This is a genomic window from Halanaerobium saccharolyticum (assembly GCF_004362045.1).
GTDB lineage: Bacteria > Bacillota > Halanaerobiia > Halanaerobiales > Halanaerobiaceae > Halanaerobium > Halanaerobium saccharolyticum_C.
This window is the reverse complement of record NZ_SNWX01000019.1, coordinates 39,841-56,019: the sequence shown is the minus strand read 5'-3', so window position 1 is coordinate 56,019 and position 16,179 is coordinate 39,841. Positions and strand designations below refer to the sequence as shown.

Annotated in this window: 15 protein-coding genes, 1 tRNA gene, 1 rRNA gene and 1 pseudogene; all 18 read left to right on the top strand. The window is 35.3% G+C overall.

Annotation, left to right across the window (positions count from 1 at the left end; translation table 11 throughout):
• Positions 1–90, top strand: a 5S ribosomal RNA gene (gene rrf, locus DFR79_RS11190); the annotation flags it as partial.
• A gap of 9 nt (positions 91–99) precedes the next feature.
• Positions 100–175: transfer RNA gene (locus tag DFR79_RS11185), tRNA-Asn, on the top strand.
• A gap of 244 nt (positions 176–419) precedes the next feature.
• A complete protein-coding gene (locus DFR79_RS11180) occupies positions 420–887 on the top strand; it encodes a CtsR family transcriptional regulator (RefSeq protein ID WP_133515567.1) in 468 nt (155 codons plus the stop codon).
• A 3-nt stretch (positions 888–890) separates the two neighbouring features.
• Positions 891–1,427 carry a UvrB/UvrC motif-containing protein gene (locus tag DFR79_RS11175; RefSeq protein WP_133515566.1) on the top strand — a complete coding sequence of 179 codons (537 nt, stop codon included), beginning with the start codon at positions 891–893 and terminating at the stop codon, positions 1,425–1,427.
• Positions 1,417–2,457, top strand: coding sequence for a protein arginine kinase (locus tag DFR79_RS11170; protein WP_133515565.1), 1,041 nt, complete (start codon positions 1,417–1,419; stop codon positions 2,455–2,457). Before DFR79_RS11175 ends, DFR79_RS11170 begins: the two co-directional genes overlap by 11 nt.
• Before the next feature lie 5 nt (positions 2,458–2,462).
• Positions 2,463–4,883, top strand: a complete 2,421-nt coding sequence (locus DFR79_RS11165) for an ATP-dependent Clp protease ATP-binding subunit (protein ID WP_133515564.1) — start codon at positions 2,463–2,465, stop codon at positions 4,881–4,883.
• Positions 4,884–4,980: 97 nt separating this feature from the next.
• A complete protein-coding gene (radA, locus tag DFR79_RS11160; protein WP_133515563.1) occupies positions 4,981–6,351 on the top strand; it encodes a DNA repair protein RadA in 1,371 nt (456 codons plus the stop codon).
• Between the two features lie 34 nt (positions 6,352–6,385).
• On the top strand, positions 6,386–7,465 hold the full coding sequence (disA, locus tag DFR79_RS11155) for a DNA integrity scanning diadenylate cyclase DisA (RefSeq protein WP_133515562.1): 1,080 nt from the start codon (positions 6,386–6,388) through the stop codon (positions 7,463–7,465).
• A 111-nt stretch (positions 7,466–7,576) separates the two neighbouring features.
• A pseudogene (locus tag DFR79_RS11150) lies at positions 7,577–8,065 on the top strand (CarD family transcriptional regulator); the annotation flags it as partial.
• A 164-nt stretch (positions 8,066–8,229) separates the two neighbouring features.
• Entirely contained in the window at positions 8,230–9,312 is a 1,083-nt protein-coding gene (locus DFR79_RS11145) for a PIN/TRAM domain-containing protein (protein WP_133515561.1), read from the top strand.
• Positions 9,313–9,324: 12 nt separating this feature from the next.
• Complete coding sequence (gene ispD, locus DFR79_RS11140) at positions 9,325–10,017, top strand: 2-C-methyl-D-erythritol 4-phosphate cytidylyltransferase (protein WP_133515560.1); 693 nt, start codon at positions 9,325–9,327, stop codon at positions 10,015–10,017.
• Positions 10,010–10,561, top strand: a complete 552-nt coding sequence (ispF, locus tag DFR79_RS11135) for a 2-C-methyl-D-erythritol 2,4-cyclodiphosphate synthase (RefSeq protein ID WP_133515559.1) — start codon at positions 10,010–10,012, stop codon at positions 10,559–10,561. Before ispD ends, ispF begins: the two co-directional genes overlap by 8 nt.
• Entirely contained in the window at positions 10,530–11,321 is a 792-nt protein-coding gene (locus DFR79_RS11130) for a HutP family protein (RefSeq protein WP_133515558.1), read from the top strand. The genes ispF and DFR79_RS11130 overlap by 32 nt, the downstream gene beginning before the upstream one ends.
• Before the next feature lie 42 nt (positions 11,322–11,363).
• On the top strand, positions 11,364–12,839 hold the full coding sequence (gltX, locus tag DFR79_RS11125; protein ID WP_133515557.1) for a glutamate--tRNA ligase: 1,476 nt from the start codon (positions 11,364–11,366) through the stop codon (positions 12,837–12,839).
• Positions 12,840–12,947: 108 nt separating this feature from the next.
• Positions 12,948–14,438: a cysteine--tRNA ligase gene (gene cysS, locus DFR79_RS11120; protein ID WP_133515556.1), complete on the top strand. Its 1,491-nt coding sequence runs from the start codon at positions 12,948–12,950 to the stop codon at positions 14,436–14,438.
• Positions 14,439–14,484: 46 nt separating this feature from the next.
• On the top strand, positions 14,485–15,225 hold the full coding sequence (rlmB, locus tag DFR79_RS11115) for a 23S rRNA (guanosine(2251)-2'-O)-methyltransferase RlmB (RefSeq protein ID WP_133515555.1): 741 nt from the start codon (positions 14,485–14,487) through the stop codon (positions 15,223–15,225).
• Between the two features lie 63 nt (positions 15,226–15,288).
• Positions 15,289–15,942: an RNA polymerase sporulation sigma factor SigH gene (gene sigH, locus DFR79_RS11110; protein WP_347814034.1), complete on the top strand. Its 654-nt coding sequence runs from the start codon at positions 15,289–15,291 to the stop codon at positions 15,940–15,942.
• 144 nt (positions 15,943–16,086) lie between these two features.
• Positions 16,087–16,179 (top strand): GTP-binding protein (locus DFR79_RS16545; protein WP_018590913.1); only part of this gene is annotated, 93 nt, incomplete at its 3' end.

Sequence of the window (16,179 nt, the reverse complement as noted above, 5' to 3'; positions counted from 1 at the left end):
CTTGTTCCCATCTCGAACACAAAAGTTAAGTCCTCCAGCGCCTATGGTACTGCATTGGTAACGATGTGGGAGAGTAGGTCACTGCCGGTCCTTTTATACTCCCCGATAGCTCAGTTGGTAGAGCAGATGACTGTTAATCATCTTGTCGCAAGTTCGAGTCTTGCTCGGGGAGCCATTTTTATTTAGAGACCTTTTGGGGTCTTTTTTTTATTTTATAGGTTTTTTTATTAATATAATTCTTTTATTAGTTTTATTTTATTGATCCTAAATTATAATCTAAAATTAAAAATTCTTTATTTAAAAACACTCACAGTTATTAATTGTGGGTGTTTTTGTGTGATAATTTACTTGCATTTTTTTATAAATATAGTATTATATAATTAAAGGTCAAGATAAGTCAAAGTTAGGAGGGGGAGAATATGTCAAGTTTGTCTGATCAGATTGAACAATATTTAAGGCGGCAAATTTCTAAATATCAAGGTAAGGTAAAAATTAAGAGAAATCAACTAGCTGAAAATTTTGATTGTGCTCCTTCCCAAATAAATTATGTACTTGATACAAGATTTACAGTGGAAAATGGTTATGTTGTTGAGAGTCAGCGTGGTGGTGGCGGATTTATAAAAATAATTCGAGTTACTTTAAATTCTGAGAAAGAGGTAATTCAGAAAGTAATTAATAAATTGGACCGCGCTATTAGCCAGCGTGAAGCTCATGGAATTATAAAAAGATTGTATGATAATGACTTGATTTCTGAGAGGGAATCTTATCTCATGGAGCAAGCAGTTCACCGTAATGTTCTGAGAATTTCTTTACCAGAAAGAGATTATTTGCGGGGGAGGATACTCAAAAATATGTTAGAGGTTATTTTTAAAGTGAAGGAGGACTAGACAATGCTCTGTGAAAGATGTGAAGAAAATGCGGCCTCTGTTCATTTAACAAGAATAATTAATGGCCAAAAAGAAGAGATACATCTTTGTGAGGAATGTGCCAGAAAAAGTAGTCAGTTGAACTCTGATGATACTGATTTGAGTTTTCAAAGTCTTTTATCTGGAATTTTAAATCATAAATTTTCAAATAAAGAATCATCATTTTTTTCAAATAATAGTGCCCAGAAGTTAGTCTGTCCCAATTGTGGTATGAGTTATCACCAATTTACTGAAAAAGGACTTTTTGGTTGTGAAGAATGTTTTGATACTTTTGATCAAAAATTAGACAATTTATTTAAAAGAATTCATGGGAACATTCGGCATAATGGTAAATACCCTCTTTCTTTTCAGCAGAAATTGGAGGCAGAATCTGAAATATCTGAATTGAAAATAGAAATGAAGACAGCTGTGGACAGGGAAAACTTTGAAAAAGCAGCAGAAATTAGAGATAAAATCCATGCAATTAAAAGTGACATGGAGGACGATAGTAATGAGGCATAAATTGATAAGTAACTGGCAGACGGAAACAGGTAAAGAAAAGGATGTTATCTTGAGTTCCAGAATTCGGCTGGCCAGAAACCTAAAAAAGTATAAATTCCCTAATAAAAGTACTCAGACTGACAAAAATGAATTGATTGAGAATCTTAAATTAAAATTAGAGTTTTTAACTAATGATGGGTTTGATTTTTATTTAATGAAAGATTTAGATGAAATTGAAAGATTGGTTTTACATGAAGAACATTTGATTAGTAGTGGCCATACAAAAAATTATGAGGCAAAAGCACTGTTATTAAATAATGAAAATCACATTTCTATTATGATAAATGAAGAAGATCATCTCAGAATACAAATTTTAAGAGCTGGGTTAGAATTTTATGATATCTGGAATGAAATTGATCAGCTTGATAATCAGCTGGATCAAAAAATAGAATATGCTTTTTCAGATAAGTGGGGTTATTTAACCAGCTGTCCAACTAATGTGGGTACTGCCCTCAGAGCCTCTGTGATGTGTCATTTACCTGCTCTTGTTTTGAGTGGCAGAATTGATAATATACTGGGAGCAGTTGGTAAATTCGGTTTAACTGTTAGAGGAATAGCTGGAGAAGGCAGTAATAGTGAGGCTGAACTTTTTCAGATTTCAAATCAGATAACATTAGGGTTTAGTGAAAAAGAAATAATAGATAAGTTAGAAAGCGTTATTCAGCAGATTATTGCTGAAGAGCGAAATAGCAGAAAATATTTATTAAGAAATAGTTATCAAAAACTAAAAGATAATGTTTTAAGATCACTTGGAATATTAAAGTATGCCTATCAATTAGAAGAAGCTGAGGCTTTAAAATATTTATCAAGAATTAAATTTGGACAGGACACAAATTTAATTGAAGAAAAACTGGATCAGGACTTATTTAGAAAATTATTATTTAAAATTAAAGATGCTCATCTTCGGTATAATTTTGATAATCAACTGGATCAGAAAAAATTGAATATAAAAAGAGCTGAAATTATAAGGAATATATTAAATGAGGAGTGAAAATAATGTTTGCAAAATTTACGGAAAGAGCAAGAAAAGTTTTGAGTATTGCTGAACAGGAAGCATTAAAGCTGAGGCACAGTTATGTAGGAACCGAGCATATTCTGTATGGTTTAATCGCAGAAGATCAGGGTATTGCTGCTCGTGCGTTAATAGATAATGGTATTAGTAAAGAAGTTGTAGAAAGCAAAATTATAGATATGATTGGCAGGGGACAGAATGAAGTAAAAGGTTCTATAGGTTTGACCCCGCGAAGTAAAAAGGTACTGAACCTGGCAATGGATGAAGCCCGAAAAATGGGGCATAATTATATTGGAACCGAACATCTTCTCCTGGGTTTAATCAGAGAGGGAGAGGGAGTAGCTGTCAGAATCTTAATGGATCTAAACAGTGATATCAGTAATATTAAAGATGAAGTGATTGATTTGCTTGGAGGTAAAAGTTCTATGCAGAAAAAATCAAAGTCATCAGGTAGGAAAACTAAAAATCTGGACGAATACAGCCGTGATTTAACTGAAATGGCAAGAGAAAATAAGCTGGACCCGGTGATTGGTCGAGATAATGAAATTAATAGAGTAATTCAGGTTTTAAGTAGAAGAACTAAGAACAATCCGGTACTGATCGGTGAGCCTGGGGTTGGTAAAACAGCTATTATCGAGGGCCTGGCACAGATGATAGTCAGCGAAAATGTACCCGAGCTGCTTTTAAATAAGAGGGTTGTATCTCTTGATTTAAGTTCTTTAGTAGCTGGTTCAAAGTACAGAGGAGAATTCGAACAGCGTTTAAAAGCTGTAATGACAGAAATTATTGAAAGTGGAAATATAATTTTATTTATAGATGAGATGCATACTTTAGTCGGTGCTGGAGCTGCGGAAGGTGCAATTGATGCTGCTAATATTTTAAAGCCGGCCTTAGCTAGAGGAGAACTACAGGCAATAGGAGCTACTACTCTTGATGAATACCGTAAATATATAGAAAAAGATGCAGCATTAGAAAGAAGGTTTCAGTCTGTACTGGTAGAAGAAAATTCTACTGAAGAAGCAGTAGATATTTTAAAAGGACTCCGCGATCCTTATGAAGCACATCATAAAGTTAAAATCACAGATCAGGCAATAGAAGATGCTGTGGTTTTATCTCACAGATATATTTCTGATAGATTTTTGCCGGATAAGGCGATCGATTTAATTGATGAAGCGGCTTCTAAAGTACGATTGAGTAACAGCACCAGACCACCAGAGTTTAAGGAACTGAGTCAGAAATTAGAGGAAGCTGAAAAAGAGAAAGAGGCGGCTGTTAAAAACCAGGAATTTGAAAAAGCTGCCAGAATGAGAGATAAGGAAAAAAGTCTAAAAAAAGAACTGGAAGAATTGAAAAACAACTGGGAAGACGAAAAAGGAAAAGCTGAAGCTGTTGTAACTACTGAAGACATCGCAGAAATTGTTTCCAGCTGGACAGGTATCCCGGTGACTAAACTTGAAGAAGCTGAAACTGAAAGACTGCTCCGGCTGGAGGATGAACTGCATAAAAGAGTAGTCGGTCAGGATGAGGCAATTAAAGCAGTATCAGAGGCTGTGCGTAGAGCCCGGGCTGGTTTAAAAGATCCTAAAAGACCAATCGGTTCCTTTATCTTTTTAGGTCCTACAGGTGTTGGTAAAACTGAACTGGCAAAAACTCTGGCCGAAACAATGTTTAATGATGAGGATGCAATGATTAGAGTCGATATGTCAGAGTACATGGAAAAACATTCTGTTTCCAGACTTGTTGGTTCACCTCCCGGTTATGTTGGACATGATGAGGGAGGCCAATTAACTGAGCCTGTCCGCAGGCGACCCTATTCTGTAATTTTGTTTGATGAAATAGAAAAGGCTCATCCTGATGTATTTAATATCCTGCTTCAAATTTTAGAAGATGGTGTATTGACAGATACTCACGGCCGTAAAGTTGATTTCAAAAACACGATTGTAATCATGACTTCTAATGTGGGGGCAGATTTTATAGAAAAGCAGTCACAGCTTGGGTTTAAAACAGAAAACGACGAAAAAGAAAATTATGAACAGATGAAAGATAATGTTATGTCACAGCTTAGAAAAACATTTAGACCTGAGTTTTTAAACCGCCTGGACGAAATCATTGTCTTCCATTCTCTTAATAAAGAGCATATCAAGAAAATCGTTGATCTGATGTTAGATGATTTAAGAGATAGGCTGGAAGAAAAGGATATCGAGCTCGAGATGAGCGAATCCGCCAAGGCAAAACTGGCAGAGGATGGTTATGATTCAGAGTTTGGTGCTCGTCCTTTAAGAAGAACAATTCAGCGTCAGATAGAAAATCCATTATCAATTAAAATACTTGATAAAGAGTTTGAAGAAAAGAACAAAATTACTGTCGATGTGAAAGATGATGAATTTGATTTTGAAATAAATTAGCATGAAAATTGTAAATTAACCTCTCTTGTAAAATGCTGTAAAAAATGATATAATTAGAGACAAATATTATCAAATTAAAAGCTAGGAGTTATTGATTATGGCAAAGGCAAAAAAGTATTATCTATGTCAGGAATGTGGTTATAAATCAGTTAATTGGATGGGAAAATGTTCTAACTGTGGTTCCTGGGATAGTTTTGAAGAGGTTATTGAAGATAAAGCCAGAGATCAGAAAAATAAATATAATTTAAACAGAGAGGAGAAACAGCCCCTTCCGATTACAAAAATTTCGTCAGTTAAGCGTCAGCGTTATCAAACAAATATCACTGAGCTTGATCGAGTACTGGGAGGCGGCATTGTTTCTGGCTCTCTGATATTACTTGGTGGAGCCCCTGGTATCGGTAAATCAACACTGATACTTCAGGTGGCTTCTCTTTTTAGTCAAAAATATGGGAAAACTCTGTATCTTTCGGGGGAAGAATCCGCGTCTCAAATAAAAATGAGAGCAGAAAGATTAAATTGTATGGAAGAAAATCTAAATATTTTAGATGAGAGAGATTATATGGTTTTAGAAAATCACATTTCTAAAAATAAAAATTATTCCCTAATTGTTGTAGACTCAATTCAAACTGTACATATTCCTGAATTAGATGCGGCTCCTGGTAATCTTACCCAGATAAAAGAGGTTACAAATAGACTGGTTAAACTGGCTAAAACCACTGAGATTCCGGTAGTTTTAATTGGCCATGTAACTAAAGAAGGAGAATTAGCCGGTCCCAGAGTTTTAGAACATCTGGTTGATACTGTGCTGCAGTTTGAGGGTGATAACTATCATATGTATAGAATGCTGCGGGCCAAAAAAAATCGTTTTGGTTCCACAAATGAGATTGGTGTTTTCGAAATGAAAGCAGATGGGATTAATGAAGTAGCCAATCCCTCCAGTTTTTTTATTAACGAAAGATCGGCAGATGTTTCAGGTTCGATAATCACCCCTGCTTTAGAAGGGAGTAGAGTTCTTCTGGTTGAAGTACAGTCACTGGTTACAGATGCTGCTTTCCCGTCACCCCAGAGGCTGGCTAAAGGTGTTGATTACAAGAGATTATCTTTACTCTTAGCTGTTTTAGAAAAAAGACTGGGGGCTAATTTTAAAGAACATGATGTTAATTTAAATATCACCGGCGGTATTAATGTAGAAGAACCGGGACTTGATTTAGCAATTATAGCAGCTGTAGTCTCCAGCTATAAGGATATATCACTTGATAATGAGCTGGCGGTAATTGGAGAGGTCGGACTTGGTGGGGAAGTAAGAGCAGTAGGACAGATAGAAAAAAGAATAAATGAATTAAAAAAACTTTCCTTTAAAAAAGTAATAATACCAGCTGCAAATGCAAAAAATATTGCCTTTGACCCAGAAATTAAAATAGATGCAGTTAAGGACATAACTGAATTTGTAAAATTGATTTTAAAGTAAGCAATTCAAAAACTATACGAAAAGAGGTGAAGCAATGGAAGAGATCGATGAGAAGTTATTGGATATACTAAAGGTTTTAGCTCCTGGTACAGTATTTAGAGATGGTCTGGAAAATATATTAAGAGCTCAGACGGGTGGTTTGATTGTGGTTAGTGATAAAGAAGAGGTAATGGATTTAGTTAATGATGGTTTTCAGATTGAAGCTCCTCTCTCACCTGCTCGTTTATATGAACTGGCCAAAATGGATGGGGCTATTGTACTGGACCAGGATGCTGAAAATATTTTGTTTGCCAATGCTCAGCTGATACCTGATCCAACTGTCAAATCATCTGAGACTGGAACAAGACACAAAACAGCTGAGAGGGTGGCCCGTCAGACAGGAGAATTGGTAATTGCTATTTCTCAGAGAAGATCAATTATTACTATTTATAAGGGTGATTCAAGACATATATTAGAGGATATTAGAGTAGTCCTTGTTAAAGCTAATCAGGCCATTCAGACTCTAGAAAAATACCGTTCTGTTTTTGATCAGGCTTTAACTAACTTAAGTGCTTTAGAATTTGAAGATTTAGTGACTCTTTCTGATGTAGTAACTGTTATCCAGAGAACAGAGATGGTGTTAAAAATTCAGCGGGAAATAGAAAAATACATTTCCGAACTGGGTTCAGAGGGAAGATTAATTAAAATGCAGTTAGAGGAGCTTGTCAGCAATGTTAGAGAAGAGGGAATTTTGCTGATTGAAGATTATATTTCAGAAGAATTAGAAGAGGATGCCTCTGATCCAGAAAAAGTTCTGGAAGATTTAACTGATTGGTCTTCTGATGAGATTTTAACTTTAAATACAATTAGTAAGGCTCTTGGCTACAGTGGGAGTGTTAATGCTTTAGATGAGACAGTTTCACCACGCGGTTACCGTATAATGCGAAAAATTCCAAGGCTGCCGATGCCTGTTATTGAAAACTTAGTCGAACATTTCGAAAATTTACAGGCGATTATTAGAGCTTCAGTTGATGAGCTTGATGATGTAGATGGAATTGGAGAAGTAAGAGCCCAGGCGATTAAGGATGGACTGCGCCGACTTAGAGATCAGGTTTTACTTGATAGACATATTTAGTACACTTCGTGATAACTTAAGTGAAAAAGTGCTCAAATTGACTGAGGCTTTTTAAAATGATATAATTATAAGGTGGATTTTTATTGCTTTCATAAAAGAGGAGTGGATAAGATGTATAAAATTGGTGACAAAGTCGTTTATCCTAATCATGGTGCAGGAACCATTGTTGGTATTGAGACTAAGACTATTTTAGATGAAAAAAAAGAGTATTATATTATGAAACTTCCAATTGGTGAAATGAAGGTTATGATTCCTGTTGATAAAATTGATAAAATCGGTATTCGTGATGTTATTTCGGAACAAAAAGCAGACGAAGTTTTTGAATTACTAAATGGTGAGAAGAGCAAAATGTCACAAAATTGGAACCGCCGTTTTCGTGCTAATCAGGAAAAATTAAAAACTGGTGATATATTTGAAGTAGCAGAAGTTGTGAGAAATTTAAGTATTAGAGATAGGGAAAAAGGTCTGTCAACTGGTGAGAAAAAAATGTTAAGTAATGCAAGACAGATATTAATCAGCGAGCTTGTTCTGGCAAAAGATATGGATGAAGAAAGCATTTCGGAAAAAATGGATGATCTATTTACACTTACTGAGAAAGAAGAACAAGAAAAGAAGGAAAAAGAAGAAAAAGCTAAAAAAGCTAAAAAAGCTAAAAAAGAAAAAAAGGAAAAAGCTGAAAAAGAGAAAGAAGAGAAAGAAGAGAAAGAGAAAAAAGATAGTGATTCTTAACTAGAATTTTTCTGGAAGGGGGTGAAAGTTAGATAATGTTAAAAAAAATAATGCGCTTGATTTTTGGGGTTTTTGGTGGTGTTATTGCTTATAATCTGGTTTATATTTTTGGCTTTGCCAGTGAGTATTCTTTTAGCTGGCAGAGTATCGGGGAATTCTTTTTAACCAGACAGTTTTATTCTGTTTTATTGGGAGCAATATTGGGTTATTTTTTAATATTTTATTTATTAAATAAATTACTGGATTTTATTATGGATTTTGAGTTGAAATTCAAAGAGATTAGTTGGAAAAAAATTGTGATAGCGGTAGCTGGTCTTATAATTGGTCTTATAACAGGTGCTATTATAAATTTTATTTTTTCTATTCCCAGAATACCCCGGATTGGAATGCCTCTGCAAATTTTTATTAATATTACATTTACTTATATGGGCTTTGCTCTTGCCATTCACAAAGAAAAGGATATAGCCTCTTTTTTATTTGCCAGAAAAAAAGAAGAGGTAGACTGTCCCCAGATCAAAACCGGCAGTGATAAAATATTGGATACCAGTGTTATAATTGATGGTCGAATTTATGATATTTGTAAAACGGGATTTATAGAGGGTAATTTTATTATTCCCGAATTTGTTTTAGAAGAACTGCAGCATATTGCTGATTCTGCTGATGACTTAAAAAGGAATCGGGGCCGCCGTGGTCTTGATATTTTAAGACAGATGCAGAATGATGATCAAATTCAGGTAGAAATAATAGATTATGATTTTGAAGAAGTATCTGAAGTTGATAGTAAATTGGTTAAGCTGGCTCAGTTAACCGAAGCTAAAGTTTTAACCAATGATTATAATTTGAATAAAGTTGCAGAATTACAGGGGGTTAATGTTTTAAATATTAATGAACTGGCCAATGCAGTTAAACCTGTAGTTTTACCCGGGGAAGAAATGGATGTTAAAGTGATTAAGGAAGGTAAAGAAAACGGTCAGGGAGTAGCTTACCTTGATGATGGAACAATGATTGTTATCGAAGAAGGAATTAAATATCTAGGAGATGATATTTCAGTACTTGTGACCAGTATCTTACAGACAGCTGCTGGGAGAATGATCTTTGCTCGCCCTAAAACAAATTAGAGGATGGTTTTAATGTCAGAAATTGGTGTTTTAATTGCTGCTGCCGGTAGAGGTAAAAGAATGGAGAAAAACATAAATAAGCAATTTTTGAATCTTATGGGAAAGCCGGTTTTATATCATACCATAAAAACTTTTTTAGACTGGCCGCGGGATTTTGAGCTGAATATAGTCTTACATCCTGAGGAGATCGAATATTTCAAAAATAATATAATGCCATTATTTTTAGATTACCGGATTGAATTCAATTTGATTGCTGGAGGAAAAAGCCGAAAAGAATCAGTTAATAATGGTTTAAAAAACTTTAGTGATAAAGTTAATTATGTTATAATACATGATGGTGCTCGACCAATGTTAAAAAAAGAGTTAATAGAAAAAACTTATCGGGCAGTAAAAAAGTATGATGCTGTCAGCTGTGGAATAAAAGTTAAAGATACAATAAAAATAGTAGAGAATTCTTTTTCTAAAAAAACGCTTGCTCGTAATTCTTTAAGAGCAATCCAGACACCCCAGGCGTTTAAGCTAGATTTAATAAAAAAGGCCCATAAAAATTATAAAAAAGATAAAGCCCTTGATGATGCCTCTCTAGTTGAAGAACTGGGAGAAAAGGTATATATTGTTGCTGGTGATTATAATAATTTTAAGATCACCACTCCGGAAGACTTAAAACCGGCAGAAATTATTTTGAAGGAGCAGTCTAATGTTTAAAGTAGGTTTTGGCTATGATAGTCATCGTTTTGCTAAAGATAGAAAACTTTTTTTAGGTGGGGTAGAAATAGAATCTGATTTTGGTCTTCAGGGCCATTCAGATGCTGATGTATTACTCCATGCTTTAATGGACGCCCTGCTGGGAGCTGTTGGGAGTGGTGATATCGGAAGCCACTTTCCCGATGATGATCCTCAATATAAAAATATCAGCAGTTTAAAACTTTTAGGTGAGGTCAAAAAAGAAGTAGAAATTAGAAACTTTATAATTAATAATTGTGATTTAGTAGTTATTGCAGAAAAACCAAAATTAAAACCCTATCGCAGTCAAATCCTTGCTTCGATTGCAGAAAGTTTAAATTTAGAGCAGAAAGATATTAATTTTAAGGCAACAACAAATGAAAAAATGGGTTTTACTGGCCGGGGAGAAGGTATGGCAGCTTATGCTGTTGTAAGCGTAGTTGAGAAGCAATTGTGGCAGTTTTTTAAGAAGGTAAATAGGAAGGGAGTACTAGATGATGTTAGTAAAGAATATAATGACAAATGATCCAATAACAATTTCTCCAGATGTAACAATTATGGAAGCAGAAAAAATGCTCTCCATTAATAAAATTGGTAGATTGTTAGTTGAGAAGAACGGAAAAATAATTGGAATGTTAACAGATGGTGATATAATTGCTGAGAAGGATTTAGATGCTTCGGTTAGTGAGTTTATGTCTGATGATTTAATTGTTATTAATGAAAAGAGCACAGTTCAGCAGGCAGCAAAAAAATTATCTGATAATCACATTGGAGGTTTGCCTGTTTTTAATGATAGAAAAGAATTAGTAGGTATTGTTACCTCAGAAGATATAGTCTATGGATATTTAAAAGATGAAGAAGAAGAAATGGAGATGGAGAAGAAAACTATAACTCCAGAAAGTTCTGCTATTTATCTTTCAATGACCAGAAGTCGTGACTATGAGGAATACTGGTTGAAAAAAATAGAAGGTTATGGATATCGAGGAGCAATTACTCAAACTGGGGCCAGTGCAGAGAAATTACCGATTAAATTGCGCGAAAGCACTACTGTAGCTGCAATTGCCAGAGGAGTAATCAGCGAAAATTCTCGCGAAAAAATGGCTGTCTCCAATGCTGTTAAAGATGCATACAGTCAGCTGGACCTTGTAAATCCAGGTCTTGGTGGAGGTTTTAAGATAGCAGTTGTCCGGGGAGATGGGCATATTTCAGTTGCTATTTTTGGTAAATTTGGCCATGCTTTAGTTGATGGTCCTGAACAGTTAACTGTTGGTACAAGTGTAATATAATTTAAGACAATTGCAAATATATTTAGGAGGAATTATAAGGTTATGAGTAATAACATAAGATTGCGCTTCCCCCCTAGTCCTACCGGGAAGATTCACATTGGTAATATGCGAACAGCTCTCTTTAATTGGCTGGTTGCAAAGCAAAAAGACGGAGAATTAGTTTTAAGGATTGAAGATACAGATCAGGCTAGATCAACTAAAGAATTTGAAGATATTATTATTCAGGAGATGGAATGGCTGGGTCTGGATGCAGATGAGGGTGTTGGTATTGGTGGAGATTACGGCCCTTACCGTCAGACTGAAAGGATTGATCTTTATCAGGAATATGCTGATAAACTACTAGAATCTGGCCATGCCTATAAATGTTACTGTACTAAAGAAGAACTGGACGAAATGAGACAGAAAGCAATTGACAATGATGAGATGCCTCGTTATGACGGTTCCTGCCGCAGCTTAACTGAAGAAGAAAGAAAAGCTTATGAGGCTGAAGGAAGAGAGCCAGTTTTACGTTTTAAGCTGCCTGCGGAAGAAAGAGAAATAGTTGTTGAAGATTTAATTAGAGGCGATGTTAGTTTTAGCTCCTCTGTTTTAGATGATTTTATCATCTTTAAATCAGATGGAATGCCGACTTATAATTTCGCAGTAGTAATTGATGATGCTTTAATGAAAATTTCACATGTTGTCAGAGGTGAGGACCACCTATCTAATACTCCAAAACAGATTCTAATTTATGAAGCATTAGGTTTTGAATTACCTGAGTTTGCACATTTACCACTGATTTTAGATGAAAATAAGGCTAAACTTAAAAAGCGGGGTAAAGATTCTGTTTATATTGGTGAATTTAGAGAACAGGGTTATTTACCAGAAGCACTTTTTAATTTCATGGCCCTTTTAGGATGGTCAACAGGTGATGAAGAGGAAATACTCTCTCAGGAAGAAATTATAGATCGTTTTGCCATTGAAGATGTCAACAAAAGCGGCGCTGTTTTTGATAGAGAAAAATTAAACTGGATGAATGGTAAGTATATTCGGGCAGCTGAACTTGATAGAATCGTAGATTTATCACTACCCTTTTTACTGGAGTCCGGTCTGGTTGACGAAGAATATATAGAAAATAACAGAGACTGGCTGGCCGAAGTGATTGATGAAGTCAGAACAGGAGTTGACTATTTATCTCAGATTCCTGAGGAAGCAGAGTTGTTTTTAACCGGGATTGAATTTGATAATCCGGAGGAAGCAGCGGAAGAATTTAAAGGTGCAGATGTAAAACTAGTATTTGAAACCTTAAAAATAAAGATGTACGAACGAGAAGAATTAACAGCAGAAGCTGTTGGAGAAATTTTTAAAGAACTCAAAAATGAGCTTGATGTAGGTGGTAGAACAATTTATCATCCAACAAGACTTGCAATTACCGGCAGGGGTTCTGGCCCGGAAATGACAAGTGTTATCTCGATTTTTGGAGCTGAAGAAATTGCTCGCAGACTTGATGCTGCTTTAGAATTAGCTGAAAATAATTAAAAATAAATTATGCTAAGAGTCTTCTCTCAGGGAGAAGGCTCTTTTTTAAAAGCGGACTAAATTTTTTATCATGGTATAAAATGAGGGCAGTGAGAAAGGAGTGAAGAAATGCTAAAAGTATATAATACTTTAACAGGTGAGAAAGAAAAATTTGAAACAGAAGAAGCAGGAAAGGTGAAGATGTATGTCTGCGGATTAACTGTTCAAAATTATTCTCATATCGGTCATATCAGAAGTGCGATTAATTATGATGTAGTCCGGCGCTTTCTTGAATATTTAGGGTATCAAGTTGATTATATTTCTAATTTTACTGATATTAATGAGAAGATAGTAAAAAGAGCAGCAGAAGAAGATCTAACTCCAGCAGAACTGGCTGATAAATATGCCAATGCTTTTTTAGAAGATATTAGAGAATTTAATATTAAGCCAGCTGATAAATATTTACGGGTAAGCGAAAATATTGATCAAATTATTGAAATGGTAAAAACTTTAATCGATAAAGGTTATGCATATGAGATAAATGGTAATGTCTACTTTAGTGTAGAAAGTTTTGATGATTACGGGAAATTGTCCGGAAGAAATCTGGATGAGATGCAGGCTGGTGCCAGAATTGCAGTCAATGAAGAAAAAAGAAATCCTCTAGATTTTGGCCTGTGGAAAAAAGTTGAACCTGGAGATGGCTGGGATAGTCCCTGGGGAGAAGGATGGCCGGGCTGGCATATAGAATGTTCTGCAATGGCAATGAAACGTCTGGGAGCAACTTTCGATATTCACGGAGGAGGAGTTGACCTAATTTTTCCCCATCACGAAAACGAAATTGCTCAGTCAGAAGCATACAGTGGGCAGAAGTTTGTTAATTACTGGCTGCATAATGGAACTGTTAATTTGAGCGGAGAAAAAATGTCAAAATCTCAGGGCAATTTTTTTACGAGTCGGGAAGTTTTAAAAGAGTTTTCAGCCCGGGTAGTCAGGTATTTTCTTTTGAGCAGACATTATAGAAGTCCAATTGATTTTTCTTATCAAAAATTAGAAGAAGCTGAAACTTCACTGGAGAGAATTGAAAACACAAGAAAACAGCTGGCAAAAGTATTAAGTCTGGATATTGATTCGGCAGCTGAAAATAAAGAGGCTGAAGACTTTTTTGGAAGGATAGTTGAAAAGCAGAAAGATTTCGTTACAGCTTTAGAAGATGATTTTAATACAGCCGAAGCTATTGGAGTTTTACATGATCTGGTGGGGGAAATTAATAGTTTTATTAATCAAAAAGACTTTACTTTAAATGAGAAAAACTTTGCTATACTGGAAGAGACAGAAGAAATTTTTCTGGAACTAGCAGAAATCCTGGGTTTGGAGTTTGAACTGGAAGCAGCTGCAGCTGTTGAAAATGATTTAGTTGAACCTCTTATCAATCTCTTAATAGAACTGAGAGATCAGGCCAGAGAAAATAAAAACTGGGAAGAAGCAGATTTGATTAGAGACCGATTACAGGAAATAGGAATTGAAGTTATAGATACTTCCCGGGGAACAGAATGGGAGATAAAAGGATCTAAGAAAGCAGATATAGATTCTAGAAAAATAAAACGTCTGGATCAGAACTAAAAGATCTAGAGACGAATCGATTTGATAAAAAAGGAATGATAAATAAATGCCAAAAATTGAAGGAAGAAATCCGGTTTATGAAGCTTTAAGAGGAAACAGAAAAATACATCGCATTTTTATTCAGTCAGAAATTTCAGCTGAAATAATAGATAATATTTTAGAAATGGCAGAAGAGAAAAATGTTCCAGTTAGCAGAATTTCTTCGCAAAAATTAGATGAAAGCGCCAGATCTCATGCTCATCAGGGAGTAATTGCTGAGGCGGATCCCCTGCAGGAATATGGGCTATCAGATATAATTGAAATTAAGGAAAACAAAGAAGGAGATGCTCTGGTTATTATTTTAGATGAAATAAAAGACCCTCATAATTTTGGGGCAATAATCAGAACTGCCTATGCAGCTGGGGCTGACGCACTGGTCTACCAGGACCGTCGGGCTGTAGGTATTACCCCGGTCGTCTTGAAATCTGCAGCCGGGGCAGCAGAACATATACCCCTAGTTAAGGTTTCTAATATTAATTATGCTATTCGAGATTTAAAAAAGTCTAATTTCTGGATTGCCGGTGCTGATGCCGCAGCTGAACAGAATCATTTTGAGGCGGACTTAAGCGGTTCCATTGGACTGGTAATTGGGAGTGAAGGAAGTGGACTCAGAAGACTGGTTAGAGAAAACTGTGATTTCCTTGTTAAAATTCCAATGAGTGGAGAATTAGGGTCCCTTAATGCCTCTGTAGCAGCAGCTATTATTATCTACGAAATTTTCCGTCAGCGCGGAGAAGATATTTCTTGACGAAAGTTTTTTTAGCAAGTATAATAGTAATGTAATGGATAAGGGAGGGGATTCTGGTTGAAGATGAATGCTCAGGAACTTGATTTTGATGATATAAGTTTTGAAGAGTATAAGCAGATGTCCGATGATGAACTGGTAGAATTGGTACATCAAGGGGATATGGAAGCTCAGGAAACTCTAATTAAACGTTATAAGAACTTTGTGCTTGCTAAATCACGCTCTTATTTTCTGGTAGGAGCTGATCGGGAAGATATTGTTCAGGAAGGCATGATTGGCCTTTATAAAGCAGTACGTGATTATAAAATTGAGAGACTGGCCTCTTTTAGGGCTTTTGCAGAGTTGTGTATTACCCGACAGATAATCACTGCGATTAAAGCCGCTACTCGCCAGAAACACCAGCCTTTAAATACCTATATTTCTTTAAATAAGCCAATTTATGATGAAGAATCAGATCGAACTCTTCTAGATATTTTAAAAGGTGGAAAATTATCTAATCCAGAAGCTTTATTTATCAGCAATGAAACTTATGATTTAATTGAGTCTGAAATTTCTTCAATGTTAAGTGATTTAGAATTTGATGTTCTGCAGGAATACTTAGATGGTAAATCTTATCAAAAAATTGCTGAAAGCTTAAATAAACATGTAAAGTCAGTAGATAATGCTTTACAGAGAGTAAAAAGAAAATTAGAAGTATTTTTAGAAAAACATAATATATAAATTTCTAATTTGCTTCTGATTCAAATAAATATAACTGTCATTAATGACAGTATTCGGCCTGCAGCCGCCAGGCCTTTTTTGTGAATCTTATATCCTGATGGCTACATAAAAACAAGTTAAATTTTTAAGGGGGAAGAAAAGAAAATGGCAAAAGCAAAATTCGAAAGAAACAAACCACATGTTAACATAGGAACAATAGGACATGTTGACCATGGAAAAACAACACTAACAGCAGCA

Coding starts and splice junctions, on each gene's coding strand:
- DFR79_RS11180 (WP_133515567.1), top strand. CDS start 420: ATGTCAAGTTTGTCTGATCAGATTGAACAATATTTAAGGCGGCAAATT.
- DFR79_RS11175 (WP_133515566.1), top strand. CDS start 891: ATGCTCTGTGAAAGATGTGAAGAAAATGCGGCCTCTGTTCATTTAACA.
- DFR79_RS11170 (WP_133515565.1), top strand. CDS start 1,417: ATGAGGCATAAATTGATAAGTAACTGGCAGACGGAAACAGGTAAAGAA.
- DFR79_RS11165 (WP_133515564.1), top strand. CDS start 2,463: ATGTTTGCAAAATTTACGGAAAGAGCAAGAAAAGTTTTGAGTATTGCT.
- radA (WP_133515563.1), top strand. CDS start 4,981: ATGGCAAAGGCAAAAAAGTATTATCTATGTCAGGAATGTGGTTATAAA.
- disA (WP_133515562.1), top strand. CDS start 6,386: ATGGAAGAGATCGATGAGAAGTTATTGGATATACTAAAGGTTTTAGCT.
- DFR79_RS11145 (WP_133515561.1), top strand. CDS start 8,230: ATGTTAAAAAAAATAATGCGCTTGATTTTTGGGGTTTTTGGTGGTGTT.
- ispD (WP_133515560.1), top strand. CDS start 9,325: ATGTCAGAAATTGGTGTTTTAATTGCTGCTGCCGGTAGAGGTAAAAGA.
- ispF (WP_133515559.1), top strand. CDS start 10,010: ATGTTTAAAGTAGGTTTTGGCTATGATAGTCATCGTTTTGCTAAAGAT.
- DFR79_RS11130 (WP_133515558.1), top strand. CDS start 10,530: ATGATGTTAGTAAAGAATATAATGACAAATGATCCAATAACAATTTCT.
- gltX (WP_133515557.1), top strand. CDS start 11,364: ATGAGTAATAACATAAGATTGCGCTTCCCCCCTAGTCCTACCGGGAAG.
- cysS (WP_133515556.1), top strand. CDS start 12,948: ATGCTAAAAGTATATAATACTTTAACAGGTGAGAAAGAAAAATTTGAA.
- rlmB (WP_133515555.1), top strand. CDS start 14,485: ATGCCAAAAATTGAAGGAAGAAATCCGGTTTATGAAGCTTTAAGAGGA.
- sigH (WP_347814034.1), top strand. CDS start 15,289: ATGAATGCTCAGGAACTTGATTTTGATGATATAAGTTTTGAAGAGTAT.